Origin of the sequence: Burkholderia humptydooensis (assembly GCF_001513745.1) — a bacterium.
Classification (GTDB): Bacteria; Pseudomonadota; Gammaproteobacteria; order Burkholderiales; family Burkholderiaceae; genus Burkholderia; species Burkholderia humptydooensis.
In genome coordinates, this window is sequence record NZ_CP013381.1 from 66,193 (window position 1) to 87,700 (window position 21,508).

Consider the following 21,508-nt stretch of genomic DNA (forward strand, 5'->3'; position numbering starts at 1 on the left):
TCATGCGCCGCTCGCCATTCGTCGGATATCGAACACGGTTGTCGCGCGCTGCAGCTTTCCTCGTGGGTCTCGCGTTGTCGGCGGCGTTCGCGCAGTCGACGCCGGACGCGGCGTTCCAGGCAGGCAAGGACTTTGCCCGTGGGGGCAAGGACGCCGCCGCCGGCGCCGTGAGCACGACGACCGGTCAGCAGAACCTGCCGTACTACAACACCAACGCGCCTGAATCCAGCCAGTTCGGTAACGGTCGGGGTGCGGTCGGCGCCGCCGGGTCGCAAAAGCAGATCAGCTGTCAGGGGTATCGCGCCGGCTCAGCGTTCGACCAGCAGGATTGCGACGCGGTCAACTTCATGACGCGCAATCCCACGGAGCGGACGAAATTCAAGATCGACAAGAACAAGGACCCGATCATGACCGGCTCGCGCGACCTGATCAAGAATCCGGGCGCGGCGGCCGGGAGTTCCGCGCAGCAATGCCACGTCGAGCAGACCACGATTCCCGGCAAGACCGTCACCGAGACGTGCACCGACAGCATGACCGTCGACAACCAGTCGTGCTCGAAGGTGCTGTCCGTCGACGTCCAGATGAGCTGCCAGCAGAACGAGCTGATGCAGGCGCTGGACCTTCCGCGCAACGCGGTGGACCACGTGAAGATCTTCGCGAAATGCGATATGGCGGCCCAATCCAGATCGTATATCGAGATGACAGCCGACGCATTCGGTATCCGCGGCGGCCAGGTCCGAAATGCCTTGGTGAAGATCCCGAAGGACGTCGCCACGATCCCGGCGGACCAGTGGGTGACGACCGCAGGGAACCGGACCGGCTACCTGCTCGTGATGACGCACCCGGACTGGGAGTACCGCATCCGTGACGTGCCCGTGTACATCCTCAGGGATTCTCTCGGATGTCAGCCGGGATCCACGTCCTGCTCGTATCACATCTACTGGGAATGGGCCGAGCGCCAGTACGACTGCGACACGGATGGCAACTGCGCGTTCCGTAACGACGTTTTGTCGTCAAACGAAGGAATCGCGACTGGCGTGATCGGCGTTACGTCAATCACGGACCACTGGGATAACCAGTGCCTGTATCTCGAGTCCCGTGCGCACTAGGCCCGTCATGACCACACCGAACCCTCTCCTTCTCCGCGCCCGACATGGCCTCGCACGCGCCGCGTGGGCCGTCACAGCGGTGCTGGGGCTGTTCATGCACACGCCGGCCGCAATAGCCGATCCGTCGTGCCAGAAGCTCAGCGAGATTTGCGTCGACGGCCCGTCGACGAAGAACGTCTCGGGCGTCGACGTCACGCGCGCGTGCTGGCGCTACACCGCGACGTACCAATGCCGCTCGGTTAGCGCCGCAAGCGACTGCCAGCCGCTGCGGGATCGGGGCTGCGGCCAGATCGGCACCCAGTGCATCGCCCGCGCCGATGATGGAACGTGCCTGACGCAGGAGAACACATTCCTATGCAAGACGTCGCCGGACCAGGTCGTCAACCAGACGGTCTGCGACAAAGGCACGTTCTGCCAGAACGGGGTGGGCTGCTTCGATACGAGCTCGCCGCAGGACAAGGATTTCGGCAAATCCGTGGCGTACCTCGAAGCGGTCCGCGAAGCCGGCGTCTACGGTGTCAACCCGAACTCCGTCGAGATCTTCAAGGGCTACAAGGAATCCTGCAGTCTCAAGGGCGTCGGCGGCGCCACGCTGTCGAACTGCTGTCAGTCGAATGACGGCGGCCAGGCCTTCATCAACTACGCAATGCTGGCGGTCGGCGCCGGCAAGGCGATCGCAACCGGCTCCAAGTACCTGTACGACGGCCTCTACCAGACCGTCGACAGCACGCTGATGAGCAAGGGCGTCGGCGCGGCGAACAGCGTCACGTCGATCTTTACCGGCAGCGGCTTCACGCCCACGTTCGGTGCGTACGGCTTCACCTTCAGTTTCTCGTTTTCGTCCGGGTTCACGTTCGTCGGGTTCGATCCCTCGTCATTTGCGCTGTCGATCGCCATCCAGCTCGTGCAGATGTGGCTGCGTTGCGACACGGCCGAGCAGACCCTGTCGCTCAAGCGCGGCCAGAACCTGTGCGTGCACGTCGCCACTTACTGCAGCAAGAAAGTGCTCGGCGTGTGCCTCGAGCGAAAACAGGACCACTGCTGCTTCAACTCGATCCTTGCGAAGCTGATCAACCGTCAGGGCCGGGCGCAACTCGGCATGCCGATGGACCAGTGCGGCGGATTCAACCAGAGCCAGATCTCGCAGCTGGATTTCTCCACGATCGATTTCTCGGAATTCATTGCTTCCATCGCGCCGAAAAACCCCGATCAAGGCGCCATCACCGGAAACGTTCAGAAGACCGTGAACGACAAGGTGAGCGGTTACTACGGAAACGGAGACTGAAGATGAGCGACCGCACCCAGGCACTCGCATTCGAGCAGCTCCACGAGTTCACCGCGCCGGCCGCCCCCGCGGCCCCCGGCGGGGATATCGAGGCGTGGACCAACGGCGCGCGGTTCGCGCTCGCCGCGGTCGCGCGCGCGACGCTCGATCCGCTGACGGTGGCGCTCGAAGCGTGCGCCGCCGAGCAGGCGCGCTGCGTGGCGGCGCAACAACTCGAGTCGCCGCCTGAGCGCGACACCCTGCCGGATACGGTGCGGGCCGCGATCCGGACGATCGACCTGCAACTGGACTTGATCGCGGCGCGCGCGCCGGGCAAACGCGTCGACAAGGCGCCTGTCGTGCGTACGCTGACCCATCTCAAGGCCCGCCTGGAACGGGCGGTCTCGGCGACGCCCGGCCCTGCCACGGAGGTGCGCGATGACCACTAAAACTCGGATCACCCTCCCACGCGACATCGCCGTCTGCATCAGCTGCGGTTGTGACGATTTCCATGCGTGTTGGGACGACGCGCACGAAAGCCCGTGTTTCTGGGAGCGGGTCGACTACGGCGCAGGTCTTGGGGTATGCAGCGCCTGCCCGGAGCGCGCCAGCGCCTGGGACGCCAGTGATCGCACAGAGCGCGTGCCCGCCGGGGGCCTCGACCAGTCTGATCCCGACAGCCATCTGGATTTCGTTCCCGGGACGAGCGCGTCTTCGACGACGCGACAAACGGGAGGCCTGGACGCCGCTCGGCGCAACGCGGCATCCGTGTCCGATGCGGCCGCCACTGACGACCGTGCCGGACGTTTCCATAACGGGAGTTCATCGTGAACCACTTCTCTGCTTCATTCGCCCCGCACCCTGACGTTCAACTCGCGCTGATGATGTTGATCCGGCATGTGCACCGGGTTGCTGCCTCGCAAGCCGCTCGCGTTGCGTCCGGGGACGCAACGGCAGCGCAGGCGTGTGCTGCGGTGATCCGGCACGGCACGTCGCTGGCGGTCACCGCGCACTACTTCGGCGCCGACGATATCGCCGATGCGATTGCGGCGGTCACGGATCGGGAGGCAGCACGCCTGAACCCGGCGTGGTGCGATGCCGAACCGTCAGCGGTGGCGGCTGGAGAACCTGCATGAGCATGCTCCGCCACTGCCCTGCTGCTCAGGTGTTCCCCGTGCTTGCCCTGCTTGCTTGCATGGCCGCCACGCCGACGCGCGCGCAGGTCGACGGCCAGGTCGTCGACACGCCGCTGCTGCTCATCGCGGATGCGATCCACATCGGCCATGCGCACGGCATCGTAGCAGGACCGATCGCCGAGCAGTTCCGGCGCCAGTTCAATGCGTCGGGATTGCTGACCGTCGATGTCAGCACCGTGCGCGCGCTCCGCAATCCCGAGTGCAAGCGGCTCAAGCTCGTCTGGTCTCAGGCGGGGGCGCGCACGCCGAACGGGCTGGATACGGCGGTGTTGACCACCGAGATGAACATTTGCGCCGACGGCAGCCCGCCCGGCGACTCGGAGTGAGCGATGCGCATCCAACCTCACGTCGCTGTCGCTCCGCTTCTTGTTGCGCCGCTCATCGCGCTGGCGGCGCCGGCGCAAACCAATCCGCTCGACTACCCGTCGATCTGGCAGTGCGACGCCGGCGACGGTGCGGACAACAACGCGTACGCTCCGCGCTTCAATTGGTATTGCGACCTCAGGAAGCCGGCGCCCGAGCAGGCCGAGGCGCCGCCGCCTGCCTCGGAACCGCAGTCCGCGCCGAGCGAGCGCATCGAGATCCCCGACATCAAGACGGCCGAGCAGATGCGCAGGGAGCTCTCGCGCCGGCTCGACGTCGCGACGATGGAGCCGACGCCCGATCACATTCGCGATTACCTGCAGCTCTGGCAGATGACGCAGGAGAAAGGCGCCGTGTTCGCGGACAACTGGCGACGGGTGGTTTGGCAGGATCCCGCGCTCGACTACACGCTGACGCGGCCGGCCAACAACGCCGCGATCAAGGTCTACGACGCGAAGCGCGACGCCGACGAGGAATCGCAGCTGCGGGCGCTGGCCAAGGACCACGGCCTGATCTTCTTCTTCCGGTCGGACTGCCCGTATTGCCACGCGATGGCGCCGGTGATGCGCATGCTTGCGGACAAGTACGGCATCGACGTGCTGGGCGTCACCGTCGACGGGCGCGGCATCGACGAGTTTCCACATCCCGCTGACGGCCGATCGAAAGCCGCCGCCTGGGGTGTCGAGCGGGTGCCGGCGCTCTTCATCGGCTCGAAGCAGACGGGCGATCACGCGCCGATCGGTTTCGGCGCGATGTCGCTGTCCGAGATCGTAAACCGGATCTTCGTGCTGACCGGCACGAAGGCCGGCGACAACTTCTGACGAGAGGACGCGATGAGAGACTGGATCGATCACTGCCATTTCGGCGACTGTCGCGAACTGATGCGCGTCATGATCGCCGACGGCGTGAAGGTGCAGACGATCGTGACGAGTCCACCTTACTGGGGGCTGCGCGACTACGGCGTCGACGGGCAAATCGGACGGGAATCGACACTGCGCGAGTTCATTGACACGCTCGTCGAGGTGTTCGACCTCGCCCGCCAACTGCTCGCGGACGACGGCACGGCATGGGTGAACATGGGCGACAGCTACGCAGGCTCGCGCGGCGGTGGTGCGCCGTCGGTGACCTCCACGCTCGCCGGCAACGGGCACGTTGGAGGCGGCCCGAAGCTGCGGGGGATCACAGCGGGACGCCGTCGCGACGACGCGCCCGTCTCGCGCTTCGACGTCCGTGTCGAAGGGCTGAAGCCGAAGGATCTCGTCGGCCAGCCGTGGCGCCTCGCCTTCGCGCTGCAGGACGCCGGCTGGTATCTCAGGCAGGACATCGTCTGGTGTCTATCTGGCGGGGCGTGGGTCTACCGGTTCAAGTCTGGACCGCCAACGCGACCCGAACACGACGTGCTCGAGAACTTCATGCCGGCCTGCGCGCCCTGCAACATCGACAAGCACGCCATGCCGCTTGAGGGATGGCGCGCAAAGCTGAGTCGCACGCTTGACGTCTTGAATCGCAACTATCCCACCTACCGCCATGCGCGTCGATTCGGCCTTCTTACTGAGACGCCGGCGCCGATCATCTTCTACTTCGAGCGCGTCGCGGCCGATGCCGGCGGCGCAGGAGCGAGTCGATGAGCCGCCTGACCAAAGCGCAGCGCGAACAGGTCCATCAGATGTTCGGTGGGCAGTGCGCGTACTGCCGAACGGCGCTATCCGTTCACTGGCACTCCGTCCATTCAAGTGGGAGCCGTCACGTGAGTCGACATATCTTTGATCGCCTTCTTCGGCCATGGGGACCGCGCCGCGAGACCGGCTGCGTGTCGCCCAGCGCGCTCTCGCTTGACGTTGTGGAGCGCGGTATCTGGCCGCTGGTACAGGCACTCAATCAAGTCGATGGCGTCCGCACGATTGCGTCGTGTCACGGTCACCGTGGACCCGGTGTATTGACTTACAACGGCAACCCCTACGTGTATTTCGAGGGACCGGCCACATTTGCGCTTGCCCTTTCAGAACACATCGACTGTGCCTACTCGCGAGAAAGGCTCATTTACCGTTGGCGAGTCGGGGGGCAAACGCATCCGGAACTGGGCCAGTGCATTTACCTGTCGCTCGATAGCCGTTTCTATCTGCGCGGAAGGCTCGCACGTGACCTAGCGTGGCTGACTCAGCATGTCGCGAGTCAAATCGGCCATGGTAGCGATGCCCCCGTGCGTGATGAACCAGATCATTGCCAAGAAGACGATAAACGTCATCACGAATTTCTTTCGACCAGCACGTCTTTTATTACCCAGCGGATCTTCGCGTCCGCAGCCTGGGCATGGGTTCTTGATGCTCGGGTCAAGTGGGCGGCGGCAATTCGGATTTGGCAAAGATACCGGCTGCTCATTGGTGGCTCCAGGAGACAAAGCTAATGAAAAAGACGACTCTCGACGAGAAAAGCATCCCTGAATCCCGTTCCCGGAAACGGGCGCCGGCACTGACTCCCACCGAACGCACTCGTCGCTTTCGCGACCGGCTGTCGAACGCAGGGGGCGCAAGGATTGATCTGCACCTGGCTCGCGCCGTGGCGGATCAGCTTGCCAATGAATGTGATCGCACCGGTGAGACCTTGCAAGCGGTCGCCCATCGGCTCATTGAGCAGGCACTGCGCTCACGTAACGAGGAGGGCTCATGAGCGGACTCGTTCGAGAAACCGGTGCACCGGTCGTCTTCCATTTCGAGCGCGTCGCTGCAGACGCGGTCCTTTCAGGAGCTGTCCAATGAACTCGCCTAACCAATATCAACTGATCCCCTGCCCGTTTTGCGACCGTGATGCCGTGATGCGGGTGTCCGAGGGGAAATTCGGCGGAAGCTGCGTCGATCTCGCGTGCCCCGGCTATCAGATGGCACTCACCTTCAACGATCTCACCACTGCGGCGGCCGCCTGGAACCGACGCGCCGGGTCGCTGCATCCGGACGATGTCGCCGTCGATATCTTTGCCGCCCGGATGAAACGGAAGCTCGCCAAGAAGCGGGGCGAGGGCCGAGCCGGATGGAATGACCCGGCGAGCTGCCACATCAGCACGCTCGCGCGATACCTCGTCGAGCACATTGGCAAGGGGGACCCGATCGACGTCGCCAACTTCGCAATGATGCTTCACCAGCGCGGCGCGGACAACGGCGTTTTGCCAGCGGCACTCCATGTCTACATGGAGCCCTTCACGTTCAAGGAGATCTGATCATGGCGCGCTTCAGACCCGTCCCCACGGCCAACGAACTGCTCGCGGTGATGCACCCGGGCGTTGCCTATGCGCCGTATGTGCTTGCCAGCCAGTTCAACCTGAAGGCGGAGCGCATTCGACCGCTGCTCGACGAGATGCTCGCGGCCGGTCAGCTTTCACCGATTCACGTGTCGAACTCGAGATCGTGCAACGTGTGTATCGCCGGTACCGAGCCGCGCCCCGCCGCTTCCGACGAGAAGTATGTCGGTGTGCCGGCCGCGCCGCGCCGGTATTTCGTGATGACCGGCGACCTGAACGCGTACGCCGCCGAGCTCAGGCGTCGCGCGGACCTCTGCATGATGGTGCGGCGATGAGCGAGAACAGCGAGATCGAATGGACCGACCATACCTGGTCGCCATGGGAGGGATGCCAGAGGGTCAGCCCAGGGTGTGACCACTGCTACGCCGAGTCGATGAACCGGTGGTTGCGCCGGGGCGAGAACTGGGGACCCGGTGCGCCGCGACGCCCGTACGGCCGTCGGCATTGGGACAAGCCGCTGTGGTGGAACGAGCGAGCGCGCGTTTCCGGCCGACCCGTCAAGATTTTCCCGAGCGTGTGCGATCCGTTCGACAACGCGGCGCCCGCTGGCGCGCGCCCGGCGTTCGGCCAGTTGATCCTCGCCACGCCCGCACTAACGTGGCTGCTGCTCACCAAGCGCATCGGCAACGCCGGCACGATGCTGGCGGAAATGTTCCCGGGCGGCACGCCCGGCAACGTGTGGCTTGGCGCGACGGTGGTCAACCAGGACGAGGCGGACCGCGATATCCCGAAGCTGCTCACCACGCCGGCTCGTATCCGGTTCCTGTCGATCGAACCGATGCTCGGTCCGATCGACCTCGAATCCGTGCGGTGGCCCGGCCTCGACGGGCATCGCGTCGACGTGCTGCGCGGCGGCTACTGGAACGAGGCGCCGTACGTCATCGGCGCGCGATCGGCCGCGCTCGATGCCCCGAAAGGCGGGTTCACGAATCATTCGGACTTCCCGAGCACGATCGACTGGGTGATCGCCGGCGGTGAAAGCGGGCGCAGTGCCCGCATCACGCACCCCGTATGGGTGCGTCGCCTTCGCGATCAATGTCATGGGGCCGATGTGCCGTTCCTCTTCAAGCAATGGGGACAGTGGATGCCGGGGACCGACGCCAGCAACGAGCAGATCGAGGTCGCTCGGTCCGGCAAGTGGATTCAACTGTCCGGTCATGTCCATGACGGGAACGACCCCGCAGCGTTTGCCAACGGCGACGCCCACATGCTGAGTGTCGGCAAGAGGCTCGCCGGGCGCATGCTCGACGGCGTCGTCCACTACGCGTTCCCGGACTCGGCGCCGCGCTTCAGCACCGTCGACAGCGTTGCGGCTCCCCGGGATCTCCCGGCGCGACGCGTCATTCCTATCGTTGGAGACCGCCATGTCTAAGGGGCTCCCGGTCATGGCGTATCGCCTCTCCCGTGGCGCGCAGCGCTGTCTGCAGGCCGTCATCGCCGCGCTCTCCCTCGCCTGCCTCGTCTATACGCAGCCGTCGGCCGCGATGTCGATGCAGGACCTGTTCAACAGCGTCAATGCGATGGGTAACGTCACGGGCCCCGGGGCGCTCCAGGGCCAGACGATGGACATGTTCTCCGGTGGCTCGCTCTTCATGCGTATGCCCCGGCGCACCTATCAGGTCGCGTCGATGACGCCGCCATCGTGGAACGCCGGCTGCGGCGGCATCGACCTGTTCATGGGCGGCTTCTCGTTCATCAACAAGGAGCAGTTCGTCGCGATGCTGCGCAACATCGGCTCCAACGCGCTCGGCTATGGCTTCAAGCTGGCAATCCAGAACCTGTGTCCGACGTGCGACAACGTGATGCAGGCGCTCGCCGCGACCGCGCAGCAGGTGAACCGGCTGAACATGGATTCGTGCACGGCGGCCAAGGGGCTCGTCAATGCCGCCCTGCCCGACACCTGGACCCGTGGCAAGCAGGACGCCGCCAAGAACTTCGGGGTCGACAGCAACATCTTCGAAAACATCACCGACGCCTGGACCAACGTGATGGATGACGAGTCCAAGGCGAACGACGTGATCGACAGCGTCAAGAACAGCAACCCCCAGGCCAAGGATGTGCTCCCCACCGGCAATGTGGTGTGGAAGGCGCTCAAGCACGTCGACGGGATGACGGACGAGGACCGGATGGTCCTGATGTCGCTGGTCGGCTCGATGATCTTCCCGACCGATTCGGGCACGCCACAGACCCCCCGTCCGCTGATGCCCACCGATATCGACGTCGCCACGCTGATCGGCAGCGCCATCGACAAGGGAAGCAAGGTGAACGTGCCGATCTGGCGGTGCGACACGACGACCGACGACGGGTGTCTGCATCCGTACCCGGACAACCTGAGCACGGACAGCTTCTACACGATGGTCGAGAACCGCATGACGAGCATCGCGGATCACATCGCCAATCGCTCGCCCCACGACAACGTCGACCAGGTCATCGCGTTCCTGAACACGACCGACCTGCCGGTCTACAGCATGATCGCGACCGGCACGCGTTACGGCAACACATCATTGAGCGACGGTGCGATCGCGACCTACGTCGATCTGGTCGCGGCGAAGTACGCGGAGGTGTACATCCGCCGATGCGTCAAGGATCTGCAGGAAGCGATCGGCAAGTACATGGCGCTCGCCGACGCCACCCAGGCGGATTCGCTCAAGGAGATTCAGCCCCAGATGGACCGGGTCACGAATCTCGCGCACCAGGCCCTGATGAAAGCGTATTCGCAGACGGTGAGCACCCACAACATCGCACTCGAGCTGCAGGCGATGGAGCGGGCCGTCGACGCCAACCTTTCCGAGACGCTGCGCAATTCGCTCGCGTTCGGCAAGAGCCTCAACTAGCGGGGTTCACATGGGCATCGAGATCCAGACCTGGTGGAACGTCGACACGCTGTACTACGTGTTGAACGCGGTCGCGGCGACGATGATGAGCAACGGCTACAGTGGGCTCCTGAAGTTCGTGTTCATCATCGCGCTGATGATCGGGCTCTTCGGGTACGTCGGGCGCCAGTTTGAGCTGATGATGTGGTTCATTCAGGCGCTGATGTTCGTGACGATCCTGAACCTGCCGATCGCGCGCGTCGCGCTCGTCGATCGCACCGGCCTTGAGCCGCCACGGACCATCGATCATGTCCCCGTCGCGTTGGCCAGCGTCGCGCAGGCGAGTTCGCTCGTCTTCAACTACCTGACCCGCACTTACGAGACCGTGTTCGGGGTGCCGGATGATCTGGGGCTCGAGAAAGGCGACGTCGGCTTCGGTCACCGGATCCTGCGGCAGGTCAATTCCGCCGTCGTGCGCGATCCGGGCTTGCGTGCCGACCTGATGCAGTTTTTCAAGGAGTGCACGAAGTACGACATCCTCGACGGGGTGATCACGCCCGATCAGATCGTCGCTGGGACCGACACCTGGAACACGATCTTCAGCAACACGAGCCCGGCGCGCTTCGTCACGTACAACGTGCTGACCAACACGCCCAAGACGGACACGTGCGTCGCGGTCGCGCAGGTGCTGAAGGCGCGCGTTGATAGCGCGGTGACCAGCGCGCAGCAGTTCTACGGTCGCCAGGCGTTCCCCCAGGCCAGTTCGGACGGACTCGCGCAGCAGATGTTCCTGTCGACGGTGTCGACGTCCTATTCGTGGTTGCTCGACGCATCGGCGTCCGCGTCGGACGCGATGAAGCAGGCGATGTTCAACAACGTGTGGCGCGACGCCGGCACCGCGATGGCGCGCGCACACAACGACCCGGCCGCGATCGCGGACACCAACGCGCTGATCGCCGAGGCGGAAGCGGCGCGCCAGGCGAACGGCTCGAACAGCACGCTGAGCCTGCTCGGCCAGGAGACGATCCCGCACATGCGCAACTGGATCGAGGCCATTTTGTACGCGCTCTTCCCGGTGGTGGTCGCGCTGATGGTCCTGGTGCCGGCAGAGGCCGCCAAGCGGGTGCTCGCCGGCTACTTCATGGGGCTGGTCTGGATCGGCCTCTGGCCGGTGCTGTTCGCGATCATCAACCACCTGTCGCTGATCCACCTCCACAGCAAGCTCGCCGCGCTCAAGCTCGCGAACGGCGTGCCATTCCAGCTGAGCAACGTATTCGACGCCACGATCGTCGACGAGCAGGCGATGATCGGCTACATGGTGGTGCTCGTGCCGTTCATTGCTGGCGCGGTCGTGAGAATGGCCGACGGGCAGATCTACGGGCTGGCCGACCGGATGATTTCGGGTTTCAGTTCGGCAGGCGCGCGTTCGGGCGCGGCGATCGCGGGCGGCAATTACAGTATGGGGCAGTCCGGCATCGACACGTCGTCGGTGAACACCACCACGATGCAGAAGTTCGATAGCGGCTTCGCGTCGAGCAGCGGCAGTACCGCCATGCAGCTCGCCGACGGCAGCACGCTGCGGGTGTCGAGCAACGGGCGTGCCGCGCTCGATCGCTTCCAGGAACACATGCTGCAGAGCATGGTCTCGGCTGACGAACGCTCGATCGGCCGCAGCAATGAGCGGTTCAGCGGCACGTCGAACTTCTCGGGCAGCTCGAGCATATCGCGGACCGGCACTTCCCTCTCGGGCGCCGAGACCTTCGGACATTCCGCCGACCGCGGCACGAGCCAAGGGACCAGTCGGCTGAATGCGGTGACGGACAGTGGCGGCATGAGCGGACGGAGTGCGCATGACGAGTCAGTTGGGCGTGATCGTTCAATTGACTCACGCTTTGGGCAAAACGTTCAGGCTCAAGACAGCATCATGTTGCGGGCCGGGGCGGGTGCGCGTCTCGGCGCTGACGCGAGCGTCGAGAGCGGAAATCCGGGGCGGCCAACTGGGCAACCACGCGGCAACAACGTCGCGCGTGATCAAGCGCGTGTGCGACGCGCGATGGAGCAAGGAGGCGCGTCACCGCAACAAATCGCGGACGCGATGGACCGGGTTGGTTCGTCGCAGACGCCAGCGCAAGCGTCTCCCCCCGGGACACAACGGCACAGCCGAGGCAGTGTAGGTTTCGACGGCCATGTCGGTGCGGATCTCACCGGCGTCCGCACTTACGCAGCGGACCAGGCTAGATCGTACTCTGACGGTGACAGCCATCGAAATAGCGATTCCGCGTCTCGAGCAACTGAGTATTCCCACACAGGCTCGGCAACGGCTCAGAACATGACCGGCGAGCAATCGGCGCAAAGCGATCGCCACGATCGCACCGCGTCGAGGATCACGACGTCCGAGTCGGCCAGCCAGAGCGAGAGCGGCTTCCGGCGCGAGTCGGGATCGCGGACCTCGTCCGCATCCAATAGCTCGCGGCGCCATGAAGTGATGGAAAACATGATGGCCGACCCCGAGCTCTTCTGGAAGGTCGCGCAAGCCAATCACATGTCCGCGACCCGCTTCGTGCTGCAGAACGAGGACAAGATCGTCAGCATGGTCGGCCAATACCTCGACAACCAGGCGATGGCCCAGCACGTTTCCACGCCGACATGGGGCAGTCCGTACGCGCCCGACGTGCCCGGCTACGGCTCTCACGACACGGGGCGGGCCGCGTCCCGTGCGTCGGACGGCTCCCGTCGTCGCCCAGAGGGCGAACGCGCGCGCACGTTCGACTCGATGGTGCGCGATACAGGGTTTGGCTCGGTCACGCCGGTTCAACCCAACATGGCGCCGCCCTCGGAGATTGCCGGTGCACGCGCCGATGCCAGCGCGCCGCTCGCGCCCAACTCACCGCAGAGCCTGGGCGCGCGTGCGCAGGACTTTGACAAGGAGGTTCAGCGATACGTGAGCCCGGATCGGGCGCTCGGCGAGGGGCGCGTCACGCAGACGGAAGTGAATGCGGCCAACGAGGGCCGTGACCTGCACGACACCGCCCGGCGGGCCGCCAACACGGTGAAGGAAGCGGTCGGCCTCAAGCCGGGCGAGGACTACGACAAGAAGGACGTGCCGCCGAGGATCAATTGACTTGAATGCAGCCGGGAGACCACATGCGCGTATTTGCTCCAGTTTCCGGGTTGTACCACATCGGTGGGTTGAACTCGGACTCTGGTTGATCCCAAATCGGACGGTCAAACGGATCCGACGGCACGAGCGGCACCCCTTTATCGACGAGATATCGAGGAATACTGAAGATGCTCTCAATCACGACGATCATCAGTCGCACGACCAGCAGGTCGAACACGACGTTCGCTGCCACCGGGTGGCCGAGCGAATCCAGCCCGGCCTGGAGCGTGAACGCGAGCGGCACCATCACGAGCAACCAACGTCCGCGCCGCGCAAACCAGCGCAGCGCGCGGAAATGCAGAAACGGATGCCACAGCGCATGGAACAGGTTCTTCATGGCCACCCCCGCTGTCGGACGCCATTCATCTGTTGTGCTGGATGTGTCTCGGGCGTCTGGGTATGTTGGTCCGGCGTCATCCCCTCATCGCTTCAGGAGACGAACGCATGCCTATCAACCATTTTACCTCCAATCGTGTGACTTTTCGCCGTTTGGCGAACCGTCTCGTTGCCGCAACCGCGATCTCCGCCACCGTGTTCACGCTGGCCGCGTGTCAGGACATCCCGATCGCGCGGCAGCGGCTGTCCGAATTGATCGCTCCCCGAAATACATCGGTGTCTGCCGCCGCTGCGTCCGGCGCCTCCGCGGTCGCCGCTCAGCCCGCCAGCGGCGCCAGCGCCGCGAATACAGCAAACGCCCCGCAGCGCAAACGGCCCCGCTCGTCGTTCCGTGACGACCAGAACCAGGACGTCATCGAGAAATTCCGGGCAACCGGCTACGGCATCTTGTTTTGATGAGGTGAAGCATGCGGAACCCTTTTCTTCAAGCCGCGCGTCGCGGACCGATCGCCCTGGCCGGCGTCGCGCTCGCCACGCTGCTGTCGGGCTGCGCACCCGCTACCCCCAACGGCGCCGGGTTCACGTCGACCGACGCCGGCACCCAACGAACCCCCTACGTGTCCACCACCCCGGCCCTGCTCTGCCGCGGCTGCGAGATGCACTAACCCCGGAGACCATGATGAAAAACGGTTTGTTCAACCACAGCCTCATCCGCTACGACGTCGCGCTCGGCATCGTCGGCGCCGTGATCGCGAAGTGCGCGGAAGACATCGGCGAGGCCATGCGCCAGGATCCGCCGGACGCGGCGCGCATCGAGGCGCTCCACGCGCGGCAGGACGAGCTTGTCGATCTGCGCAACGCCCTCGCTCCGTTCGATGACCAGCGCATCGAGGAGGTGATTCGCCAGTACGGCCCCATCGCTCGCGACGAGTCGATCGTTTAAGGAGCGGCGACGATGGCACGCGAACTGAACGATGCGGATCTCGACGCAATTTACCGTCGCGTGGAGCAACGCGCGATCGAGACCACCGAGCGGCAAGAGCAGCCCGTGGCGATCCTGCTCGGCGGGCAGCCGGGCTCCGGGAAGGCCGGTCTCGCCGGGGTGGCACAACGTGAGCTACGCGATCGCGGCGGCGCCGTCGTGATCGACGCCGACCAGATGCGCGAGTTCAACCCCGCGTATCGGGCGCTCGCGAAAGCCGATCCCGAGCGAGCAGCGGACCAGACGCAGGCGCTGGCCGGCAAGTGGGCATCACGCCTGACCAAGCGGGCCGAGGACGAGCGCCGCAACCTGATCGTCGACGGCACGATGCGCAACCCGGACAACATCGCGACCCTCGCGGAGCGTCTGCAGCGCGCCGGCTATACCGTCGAGGCGCGCGTGATGGCGGTGCCCTCCGACCCGTCGTTCGACCGCGCGCGGCTACGCTATGAGCAGCTCGCGGCCGAGGGGCAGACCGGCCGCGTGGTCAATCGCGAGCAGCACAACGCAGCCTACCGCGGCCTGCCCGCAACGGTTGATCGTCTGGAGCGCGATGGGCTGGCCGATCGCATCCGGATCTACGACAGTCACGGCCGCGAGGTCTACAACGGCGAGCGCGACCGAGATCGCCAGCAGCAGTCGCCCGCCAAGGGACGGGGCGGCGATCGCCCGGAAGCGCCGGCTGAAGCCGCGAGGACACTCGAATCCGTTCGGGATCGCTTGCTGACCCACGGCGAACGAGGCGCGCACATCGAGATTCTCGAGGAGATCGTCGAGCGTACCCGCGCCCGCAACGAGCGCACGCCGGGCGTGGGCCCTCAGGATCTCGCCGACGTGTCCAAGCAGCTCCAGGCGGCTCGCGAGGATCGCGCCACGTTCGAGCACAGCGAGATCTACAAGCGCGCGAAGGTGTTTGATGACGGTCCTAATGTGGCCGCGCTGGCTCGTTATCCGGAATTTGATGGTGCCTACCGGCAGCTCGCCGACGTGCGCAAAAGCTGGCAACCGGACACCCCCTTGGCCGATCGCCAGCAGCAGTATTTCGATACCCTCGGCCGCCTGTCCGAGCAGCTTCATCGTGGGCAGATCCCGGGCGGCAACACGACGCTCGCCGAGTCTCAACGCGTGATGGACGTCGTCGCACGCGAGCGCAACCTGATGATCCGCACGCCAGAACCCGATCGTGTGATGCAGGGTGATGTCGTCGCCAAGACGTCACAGCACGCCCTCGTCCAGATCTCCGAGAACATGGTCGTGATGGTCGAGCGCGGCAAGCTGGATCGCGAGATCCACCAGGGCGAGAAGACGGCGCTGCTGCATTCGGACCAAGGCACGACCAGGGTGTTGACCCACGACGAAGCCCGCGAGCTGCAGCAGAACCGCCAGGGCATGGACCTGGAAAGGAGTCGGTGATGGCCAGTTACGACATTGACGGGCGGGTCTTCGAAGCGGCGACACCCGAGCTGTTCGCGGTCCTGCCGGGCGCGCATGACAAGAAGATCCGGCCGCTGTGCCGCTGTCAGAACCCCGGCATCGAGATGTATATCGCTCGGTTCGAAGACCGCTTCCTGGTCAAGCGCATGCCCGATACCGGTGGCCAGCACGCGATCGGCTGCGAATCGTACGATCCTCCGCCCGAGCTGTCGGGCCTGGGCGACGTCGAGGGCAGCGCGATCCAGGAAGACCTCGAGACGGGGCAGGTCGCGCTGCAGTTCGGCTTCGCGATGTCCAAGGGGGGCCAGAAGCAGGCGCCGGCGCCATCGGAGAAAGAACCCGACAGCGTCAAGGCCGACGGGAAGAAGCTGACGTTGCGCGCGACGCTCCACTACCTCTGGGAGCAGGCAGGCCTGAATCGATGGTCGCCCGCCATGAAAGGCAAGCGCAGCTGGTATGTGATTCGCAAGTACCTGCTGCAGGCCGCCACCGACAAGGTCACCAAGGGCGTTGACCTGTCGGAGCTGCTGTACATCCCGGAGTCGTTCGTGGCGGACCAGAAGGATGCGATCCAGCAGCGGCGCACCGAGCGGATCGCGCGCATTGTGACGTCCCCGAATGGTGCGCAGCGCTACATGCTCGCGATCGGTGAACTGAAAGAGATCGTCCCGTCGCGCTACGGGCACAAGCTGGTGTTGAAGCACTTGCCCGACTACGGGCTGATGCTGGACGACGACGTCCACAAGCGCCTGAAAAAACGGTTCGAGGCCGAACTGGAGCTGTGGAACGTCCACGAGGAAGCCCACATGGTGGCCATCGCGACCGCGAGCGTCTCGCGCGCCGGCATCGCTTCCGTCGTCGAGGTCGCGCTGATGTTGACGACCGAGCAGTGGATCCCGTTCGAATCGGAAATCGAATCCACGCTGCTGAAGGCGATCGCGGCGCGCCGTTACATGAAATGCCTGCGTTACAACCTGCCGTCGACGCGCCCCCTCGCGACCGCCGTGCTCTCGGACACGGAGCGCGCGACCGCGCTGTATCTGGTGCCGCCGGCGGTGACCGAGGCGTATCAGGCCGCGCTCGACGACCTCCTGGCGGGAAGCCAGCTCGATTCGTGGGTTTGGGAGCCGCTCAAGGCTGCTATGCCCGCCCTGCCCGAGCCGCTCGAGAACTGGAAGAAGTTGATGGCATCGCACGCCGGTCGGCTTCCGTACGACGTGCCGGACGATAGCGCCAACGCCGGCGAACGTCGAGACCCGAGGAGAATGAAATGAACGCGTCCCATCCGCGCACGTGAGAGCAAGAGAGGGGTGGATCCTCACGGGCCAACGGCATCGATGTGCCCAGGTGGAAAATGCACGCATTTCCCGGCAACCGGAGGATCCACGATGAACAGTATGGCAGTGGGCGTCGATATCGCCAAGAACGTATTCCAGGTGCATTACGTTGATCAGGCAAGCGGCGAGATTGTGAACAAGGCGATCAAGCGAGCGAAGTTCCTGGAGCACTTCGTGAATCGTGATCGGTGCGTAATTGGGATGGAGGCGTGTGGCGGTGCGCACCACTGGGCCCGAGCGCTAAAGCAGATGGGTCATGAGGTCAGGCTGATGCCGGCGGAGTTCGTGAAGGCGTTCAACATCCGTAACAAGAACGATGCGGCAGACGCGAGAGCGATATGGCTGGCAGTGCAGCAGCCGGGCAAGCCGATAGCGGTGAAGACGGAAATGCAGCAGGCGATGTTGGCGCTGCATCGGATGCGCGAGCAGTTGGTGAAGTTCCGCACGATGCAGATCAACGGGCTGCGTGGATTGCTGACGGAATACGGCGAAGTGATGAGCAAGGGCCGGGCGGCACTGGACAAGGAGATACCGGCGGCGCTTAGCCGGATCGCGGAGCGTCTGCCAGCGGCACTGATCGAAACGCTGCGCGAGCAGTGGAGCGGGTTGGCGAGACTGGACGAGCAGGTTGCCGAGATCGAGCGTCGGATGCGCGAATGGAAGAAGGAAGACCGGGCGGTGCAGGCGATCAGCGAGATTCCTGGCGTGGGGTTGCTGACGGCGACCGCTGCAGTGGCCATGATGGGCGATCCGAAAGCGTTCAGATCGGGGCGGGAATTTGCGGCGTGGGCGGGTTTGGTGCCCAAGCAGACAGGTTCTGGCGGCAAGGTGAATCTGCATGGAATCAGCAAGAGAGGCGACACGTATCTGCGGACGTTGCTGATTCACGGCGCACGAAGCGTACTGACGCACGCGAAGGAGCCTGGGCCGTGGGTTGAGCAGATCAAGAAGCGACGGCCGACGAATGTCGTGATCGTCGCACTGGCCAACAAGACGGCGCGAACGATCTGGGCGGTACTCGCTCATGAGCGAGCGTATCGAAAGGACTACATCAGCGTGAAACCAGTCTAATCGGTTCCTGCGAGGTAGAAGATCAACATTTACACAGGGTGAACGTCGAAAGGTTGCGCAGCAATCGAGTGTGATGACGAGCCAGGTAGGACCTGGGCCCGCCAAGCCTGAATGTCACCAAGAGCTTTGAGCTCGTTAGGAGAGTGAGGCGCGGGCCAGCGGATTTCATAGGGGCCCGCAGCGGCAATATCGACTGCATCAAGGCCGAATATAGAGCTGCAGCCCATCCTGTCTGTCGGAACACACGAGAACTGTTGCAAACGGGACGCGTTCATATAGAGCGACATGAAGCGAGCCACGCAGTTCGATTCGCCGCGCGGGCCGCGCAAGAAATGGTGGCCGGCCGAAATCGAATACCTGCGCGAGCGTTATCCGTACGAGACAGCCGAGCTGATCGCGCGCGTGCTCGATTGTGCGGTTTACACCGTCCATGCCAAGGCGGCCGCACTGGGAATCCGAAAATCACCGGACTTCTACGGGAGTGCCGGGTCCGGCCGCTTCGACGGCTCGCGCGGCACGAGCTGTCGCTTCCCAAAGGGTCACGTGCCGTGGAACAAGGGCAAGAAGGGCGTTACCACGGGCGGTGAGGCGACCCGGTTCAAGAAGGGCAGCAAGCCGCGCAACTGGATGCCCATTGGCAGCGAACGCTATTCGAAAGAAGGCTACCTGCAGCGCAAGGTTACCGATACCGGTTATCCGCCACGCGATTGGGTTGCCGTACACATCCTGCTCTGGGAGCGGGTGCACGGTCCGGTGCCGCCCGGCCACGCCGTGTGTTTCCGTGACGGCGACAAGTCTCATATCGCGCTTCCCAACCTCGAGTGCATACCGCGCGTCGAGCTGATGCAGCGCAATTCGATTCACAACCTTCCCGAAGAACTGAAGGGCGTGATTCGCCTGAAGGCAGCTGTCGTCCGAACCATCAACCGGAGAAAGTGATGAACACGATCGAGGACCTGCGAAAGCACCTGTTCGAAACGCTTGCGCAATTGCGGAGCAAGGAACAGCCGATGGAGATCGAGCGTGCGCAGGCGATTGCTCAGGTCGCGCAGGTGGTGATCAATAGCGCGAAGGTCGAGGTCGAGCACCTGAAGATTGTCGGGGGAAAGGGAACGGGCTTCATTAAGGAAAGCAACCTGCCGGCCGGGATTACGGGTACGCAGCAGCATCGCTTGCGCTGACTCATGCGGCGACAGTCGCATCTACGTGGAGAACTACATGAAACGCCTCGCCGCTTCCGCCCTGCTCCTCGCGACGTTGGCGCTGACATCTGTCGGAGCCGCTGCGCTGGAGCTTGACGCTCGCCCGGCACCGCTGATGGGCGTACCAGTCATGACCGGATTACCCTGTCTTCACTCGCCCGCTGAGTCGGCGGAATCGCGCTCGTCTGTCCGGGGCGTCCTGAAGTCGCTCGCCCCGTTCGTCTACGACGCGTTGCAGACCATCGAGGCCCGCCGCGGCGCGCGTTATGCCGATTCGGAAATCGCATCGATCACGAGCACGCCGGAATTCTGGGCGGAGACCGAGCGAGCTCGCGAACGCCTCTGCGCGGTCGCAGCGAACTCGACGAGTCTCGCATGCGCGCGCGGGGCGACAGACGCGGCGCACCTGCTGCCGAATCGGCCGCGCGAAGACGATGTCGTTGTAACGGCGAAGAAGACCTTGTCCCGCAACGAGGAGGTGATGGTCTCACCCTGAAACGCGACGCCTGTTTGGAAAGGCCTCCCCCTGCTCCCGGAATCTTGGCGGAGGACAGGAGCAAGGGGGATCCAAGCCCTGCGCAAGCGCAGGCGCACGTGTCCCGTGACCCGGGCTCTCGATTTTGTATAGAGGATTGTAATGAATAAGATCTGTCGGCCAAAGCGGACGGGGATATCGATCGCGATTGCCACCGCGATCACCTCGGGGTGGACTGGGTCGTGCGCCGGCACGACGAACGGCGCCCCCAATCTGGGCGATGGCGCGATCGCCACCGGAAACGGCTCGCGTGCGGTAGGCGACTACTCCGTCGCGATCGGCTCGGGTGAGCAAGCGCTCGGACAAAACGCGCTCGCGATCGGCGCGGGCGGTACCGCTGCCGACGTGAATGCGATCGCCCTCGGCACGGCGGCCGTCGCGCAGGCCAGTGCGGTCGCGGTCGGAACCAGCGCCACGGCGGCGGCCACGGCGGTCGCGCTGGGCGCAAACTCATCGGCAACTGCGCTTGCAGCGATCGCGCTTGGTCAGGGCGCGGGCGCCGTCAGCGCCGGGGACGTGGCCATCGGCGCAGGGTTCGTCACAGCCGCGGTGCGCGTGGTACTTCCCGTCACGGTCGCCGGGCGGACCTACGACCTTGCGGGCAGCACCCCTGCAAGCGTCGTGAGCTTCGGGACCATCGGCGCCGAGCGGCAGCTCACGAACGTCGCGGCCGGTACGATCTCGGCCGTCAGCACCGATGCGGTGAATGGATCGGTGCTCTACGCGGCGTATCAGGCGATCCAGGCCACGTCCACATACGCCACGTCGCTGTCGACATCGACCAGGCAGTCGGTCGCGTCGCTGTCGACGGGTGTTGCGGCGAACGGTGCCGCATTGACCGCCTTATCGACCAGCCTCGCGGCCGGCGCGCTCGGGCTCGTTCAGCAAACCGGCGGTGCACCGGGGGCCGGCACGATCACGATCGGCGCATCCACCGGCGGCAACGCCACCACCCCGGCGAACAATGCCGTTGCCCTCGGCCCGGGAACCGTCGCTGAGCGCGACACACCGTGTCGTTCGGCAACGCCGCAACGTGGCTTACGCGGACGCTCACCAACGTTTCCGCGGGCGTCGCGCCGACCGATGCGGTCAACGTTCAACAGCTCAACGACTCGTTGGGCAGCGTGCGCAACCAGATCGAGCATGACCACCGTGACGCCAATGGCGGTACCGCGTCGGCCGTCGCGATCGCGAGTCTGCCGCAAGCGCCGAGTCCCGGAACGAGCGTGGTCGCAATCGGCGGCGGCAGCCACGCCGGGCAGTCGGCGATGGCGGTCGGCTTGTCCACGTATGCCGGCCGATGGATCTTCAAGGCGAGCGGCTCCACGAACACGCGCGGCACGGTCGCCGCTGGCGTGGGTGCAGGTTATGCGTGGTAGCCGCCCGGACCACCCATGTCGATGAGGAAACCTGG

The 21,508-nt window shown here is 64.7% G+C and carries 25 protein-coding genes and 1 pseudogene; 25 read left to right on the top strand and 1 reads right to left on the bottom strand.

The window, feature by feature from the left end:
- Nucleotides 1-2 precede the first annotated feature (2 nt).
- The 15 genes and pseudogenes from AQ610_RS18555 to AQ610_RS18610 all read left to right on the top strand — a co-directional run bounded on the left by AQ610_RS18555 (nt 3) and on the right by AQ610_RS18610 (nt 13,158).
- The gene (locus AQ610_RS18555) at nt 3-1,109 is read left to right on the top strand and encodes a hypothetical protein (RefSeq protein WP_045554670.1); all 1,107 of its coding nucleotides are present in this window, start codon (nt 3-5) and stop codon (nt 1,107-1,109) included.
- Nucleotides 1,110-1,188: 79 nt separating this feature from the next.
- Nucleotides 1,189-2,394 (top strand): conjugal transfer protein TraN, encoded by a 1,206-nt coding sequence (locus AQ610_RS18560; protein WP_006029207.1) that lies wholly within the window; start codon nt 1,189-1,191, stop codon nt 2,392-2,394.
- Between the two features lie 2 nt (nt 2,395-2,396).
- Complete coding sequence (locus AQ610_RS18565; RefSeq protein ID WP_006029206.1) at nt 2,397-2,822, top strand: hypothetical protein; 426 nt, start codon at nt 2,397-2,399, stop codon at nt 2,820-2,822.
- On the top strand, nt 2,812-3,204 hold the full coding sequence (locus AQ610_RS36905; protein ID WP_197417879.1) for a hypothetical protein: 393 nt from the start codon (nt 2,812-2,814) through the stop codon (nt 3,202-3,204). The genes AQ610_RS18565 and AQ610_RS36905 overlap by 11 nt, the downstream gene beginning before the upstream one ends.
- Complete coding sequence (locus AQ610_RS18570) at nt 3,201-3,509, top strand: hypothetical protein (protein WP_231748981.1); 309 nt, start codon at nt 3,201-3,203, stop codon at nt 3,507-3,509. The genes AQ610_RS36905 and AQ610_RS18570 overlap by 4 nt, the downstream gene beginning before the upstream one ends.
- The gene (locus tag AQ610_RS18575) at nt 3,506-3,895 is read left to right on the top strand and encodes a hypothetical protein (RefSeq protein ID WP_231748982.1); all 390 of its coding nucleotides are present in this window, start codon (nt 3,506-3,508) and stop codon (nt 3,893-3,895) included. Before AQ610_RS18570 ends, AQ610_RS18575 begins: the two co-directional genes overlap by 4 nt.
- Before the next feature lie 3 nt (nt 3,896-3,898).
- Complete coding sequence (locus AQ610_RS18580) at nt 3,899-4,753, top strand: conjugal transfer protein TraF (protein WP_006029204.1); 855 nt, start codon at nt 3,899-3,901, stop codon at nt 4,751-4,753.
- Between the two features lie 12 nt (nt 4,754-4,765).
- Nucleotides 4,766-5,263, top strand: a pseudogene (locus AQ610_RS38405) (DNA methyltransferase); the annotation flags it as partial.
- A 293-nt stretch (nt 5,264-5,556) separates the two neighbouring features.
- Nucleotides 5,557-6,336: a hypothetical protein gene (locus tag AQ610_RS36200; protein WP_144411842.1), complete on the top strand. Its 780-nt coding sequence runs from the start codon at nt 5,557-5,559 to the stop codon at nt 6,334-6,336.
- Nucleotides 6,336-6,599: a hypothetical protein gene (locus tag AQ610_RS36205; protein WP_144411841.1), complete on the top strand. Its 264-nt coding sequence runs from the start codon at nt 6,336-6,338 to the stop codon at nt 6,597-6,599. The genes AQ610_RS36200 and AQ610_RS36205 overlap by 1 nt, the downstream gene beginning before the upstream one ends.
- 85 nt (nt 6,600-6,684) lie before the next feature.
- A complete protein-coding gene (locus tag AQ610_RS18590) occupies nt 6,685-7,143 on the top strand; it encodes a Lar family restriction alleviation protein (protein WP_009916565.1) in 459 nt (152 codons plus the stop codon).
- Between the two features lie 2 nt (nt 7,144-7,145).
- On the top strand, nt 7,146-7,499 hold the full coding sequence (locus AQ610_RS18595; protein ID WP_009916566.1) for a hypothetical protein: 354 nt from the start codon (nt 7,146-7,148) through the stop codon (nt 7,497-7,499).
- A complete protein-coding gene (locus tag AQ610_RS18600) occupies nt 7,496-8,596 on the top strand; it encodes a DUF5131 family protein (RefSeq protein ID WP_045554669.1) in 1,101 nt (366 codons plus the stop codon). Before AQ610_RS18595 ends, AQ610_RS18600 begins: the two co-directional genes overlap by 4 nt.
- Nucleotides 8,589-10,058 (top strand): conjugal transfer protein TraH, encoded by a 1,470-nt coding sequence (locus AQ610_RS18605; RefSeq protein ID WP_231748983.1) that lies wholly within the window; start codon nt 8,589-8,591, stop codon nt 10,056-10,058. The genes AQ610_RS18600 and AQ610_RS18605 overlap by 8 nt, the downstream gene beginning before the upstream one ends.
- A 10-nt stretch (nt 10,059-10,068) precedes the next feature.
- Complete coding sequence (locus tag AQ610_RS18610; RefSeq protein WP_006029198.1) at nt 10,069-13,158, top strand: conjugal transfer protein TraG N-terminal domain-containing protein; 3,090 nt, start codon at nt 10,069-10,071, stop codon at nt 13,156-13,158.
- Here the strand turns inward: AQ610_RS18610 and AQ610_RS18615 are convergent.
- Nucleotides 13,151-13,534: a hypothetical protein gene (locus AQ610_RS18615; RefSeq protein ID WP_006029197.1), complete on the bottom strand. Its 384-nt coding sequence runs from the start codon at nt 13,532-13,534 to the stop codon at nt 13,151-13,153. The genes AQ610_RS18610 and AQ610_RS18615 overlap by 8 nt on opposite strands.
- A gap of 107 nt (nt 13,535-13,641) precedes the next feature.
- Between AQ610_RS18615 and AQ610_RS18620 the strand changes: the two genes are divergently transcribed.
- The 10 genes from AQ610_RS18620 to AQ610_RS38520 all read left to right on the top strand — a co-directional run bounded on the left by AQ610_RS18620 (nt 13,642) and on the right by AQ610_RS38520 (nt 21,498).
- Nucleotides 13,642-13,989 carry a hypothetical protein gene (locus AQ610_RS18620; RefSeq protein WP_009916567.1) on the top strand — a complete coding sequence of 116 codons (348 nt, stop codon included), beginning with the start codon at nt 13,642-13,644 and terminating at the stop codon, nt 13,987-13,989.
- Nucleotides 13,990-14,000: 11 nt separating this feature from the next.
- Nucleotides 14,001-14,198, top strand: a complete 198-nt coding sequence (locus AQ610_RS18625) for a hypothetical protein (RefSeq protein ID WP_009916568.1) — start codon at nt 14,001-14,003, stop codon at nt 14,196-14,198.
- A gap of 26 nt (nt 14,199-14,224) precedes the next feature.
- Complete coding sequence (locus tag AQ610_RS18630; RefSeq protein ID WP_231748984.1) at nt 14,225-14,476, top strand: hypothetical protein; 252 nt, start codon at nt 14,225-14,227, stop codon at nt 14,474-14,476.
- A gap of 12 nt (nt 14,477-14,488) precedes the next feature.
- Nucleotides 14,489-15,928 carry a zeta toxin family protein gene (locus AQ610_RS18635; protein WP_006029194.1) on the top strand — a complete coding sequence of 480 codons (1,440 nt, stop codon included), beginning with the start codon at nt 14,489-14,491 and terminating at the stop codon, nt 15,926-15,928.
- The gene (locus AQ610_RS18640) at nt 15,928-17,223 is read left to right on the top strand and encodes a DUF1173 domain-containing protein (protein ID WP_006029193.1); all 1,296 of its coding nucleotides are present in this window, start codon (nt 15,928-15,930) and stop codon (nt 17,221-17,223) included. The genes AQ610_RS18635 and AQ610_RS18640 overlap by 1 nt, the downstream gene beginning before the upstream one ends.
- 114 nt (nt 17,224-17,337) lie before the next feature.
- Nucleotides 17,338-18,357 (top strand): IS110 family RNA-guided transposase, encoded by a 1,020-nt coding sequence (locus tag AQ610_RS18645; RefSeq protein ID WP_043283430.1) that lies wholly within the window; start codon nt 17,338-17,340, stop codon nt 18,355-18,357.
- Nucleotides 18,358-18,642: 285 nt separating this feature from the next.
- On the top strand, nt 18,643-19,296 hold the full coding sequence (locus tag AQ610_RS18650; RefSeq protein WP_006029192.1) for an HNH endonuclease signature motif containing protein: 654 nt from the start codon (nt 18,643-18,645) through the stop codon (nt 19,294-19,296).
- On the top strand, nt 19,296-19,538 hold the full coding sequence (locus AQ610_RS18655; protein WP_009912493.1) for a hypothetical protein: 243 nt from the start codon (nt 19,296-19,298) through the stop codon (nt 19,536-19,538). Before AQ610_RS18650 ends, AQ610_RS18655 begins: the two co-directional genes overlap by 1 nt.
- A gap of 37 nt (nt 19,539-19,575) precedes the next feature.
- The gene (locus tag AQ610_RS18660; protein WP_009912492.1) at nt 19,576-20,055 is read left to right on the top strand and encodes a hypothetical protein; all 480 of its coding nucleotides are present in this window, start codon (nt 19,576-19,578) and stop codon (nt 20,053-20,055) included.
- Nucleotides 20,056-20,196: 141 nt separating this feature from the next.
- Nucleotides 20,197-21,498 (top strand): hypothetical protein, encoded by a 1,302-nt coding sequence (locus AQ610_RS38520; protein ID WP_156436728.1) that lies wholly within the window; start codon nt 20,197-20,199, stop codon nt 21,496-21,498.
- The last annotated feature ends 10 nt before the right edge of the window (nt 21,499-21,508 follow it).

Coding starts and splice junctions, on each gene's coding strand:
- AQ610_RS18555 (WP_045554670.1), top strand. CDS start 3: ATGCGCCGCTCGCCATTCGTCGGATATCGAACACGGTTGTCGCGCGCT.
- AQ610_RS18565 (WP_006029206.1), top strand. CDS start 2,397: ATGAGCGACCGCACCCAGGCACTCGCATTCGAGCAGCTCCACGAGTTC.
- AQ610_RS36905 (WP_197417879.1), top strand. CDS start 2,812: ATGACCACTAAAACTCGGATCACCCTCCCACGCGACATCGCCGTCTGC.
- AQ610_RS18575 (WP_231748982.1), top strand. CDS start 3,506: ATGAGCATGCTCCGCCACTGCCCTGCTGCTCAGGTGTTCCCCGTGCTT.
- AQ610_RS18580 (WP_006029204.1), top strand. CDS start 3,899: ATGCGCATCCAACCTCACGTCGCTGTCGCTCCGCTTCTTGTTGCGCCG.
- AQ610_RS36200 (WP_144411842.1), top strand. CDS start 5,557: ATGAGCCGCCTGACCAAAGCGCAGCGCGAACAGGTCCATCAGATGTTC.
- AQ610_RS36205 (WP_144411841.1), top strand. CDS start 6,336: ATGAAAAAGACGACTCTCGACGAGAAAAGCATCCCTGAATCCCGTTCC.
- AQ610_RS18590 (WP_009916565.1), top strand. CDS start 6,685: ATGAACTCGCCTAACCAATATCAACTGATCCCCTGCCCGTTTTGCGAC.
- AQ610_RS18595 (WP_009916566.1), top strand. CDS start 7,146: ATGGCGCGCTTCAGACCCGTCCCCACGGCCAACGAACTGCTCGCGGTG.
- AQ610_RS18600 (WP_045554669.1), top strand. CDS start 7,496: ATGAGCGAGAACAGCGAGATCGAATGGACCGACCATACCTGGTCGCCA.
- AQ610_RS18605 (WP_231748983.1), top strand. CDS start 8,589: ATGTCTAAGGGGCTCCCGGTCATGGCGTATCGCCTCTCCCGTGGCGCG.
- AQ610_RS18610 (WP_006029198.1), top strand. CDS start 10,069: ATGGGCATCGAGATCCAGACCTGGTGGAACGTCGACACGCTGTACTAC.
- AQ610_RS18615 (WP_006029197.1), bottom strand. CDS start 13,534: ATGAAGAACCTGTTCCATGCGCTGTGGCATCCGTTTCTGCATTTCCGC.
- AQ610_RS18620 (WP_009916567.1), top strand. CDS start 13,642: ATGCCTATCAACCATTTTACCTCCAATCGTGTGACTTTTCGCCGTTTG.
- AQ610_RS18625 (WP_009916568.1), top strand. CDS start 14,001: ATGCGGAACCCTTTTCTTCAAGCCGCGCGTCGCGGACCGATCGCCCTG.
- AQ610_RS18635 (WP_006029194.1), top strand. CDS start 14,489: ATGGCACGCGAACTGAACGATGCGGATCTCGACGCAATTTACCGTCGC.
- AQ610_RS18640 (WP_006029193.1), top strand. CDS start 15,928: ATGGCCAGTTACGACATTGACGGGCGGGTCTTCGAAGCGGCGACACCC.
- AQ610_RS18645 (WP_043283430.1), top strand. CDS start 17,338: ATGAACAGTATGGCAGTGGGCGTCGATATCGCCAAGAACGTATTCCAG.
- AQ610_RS18650 (WP_006029192.1), top strand. CDS start 18,643: ATGAAGCGAGCCACGCAGTTCGATTCGCCGCGCGGGCCGCGCAAGAAA.
- AQ610_RS18655 (WP_009912493.1), top strand. CDS start 19,296: ATGAACACGATCGAGGACCTGCGAAAGCACCTGTTCGAAACGCTTGCG.
- AQ610_RS18660 (WP_009912492.1), top strand. CDS start 19,576: ATGAAACGCCTCGCCGCTTCCGCCCTGCTCCTCGCGACGTTGGCGCTG.
- AQ610_RS38520 (WP_156436728.1), top strand. CDS start 20,197: ATGAATAAGATCTGTCGGCCAAAGCGGACGGGGATATCGATCGCGATT.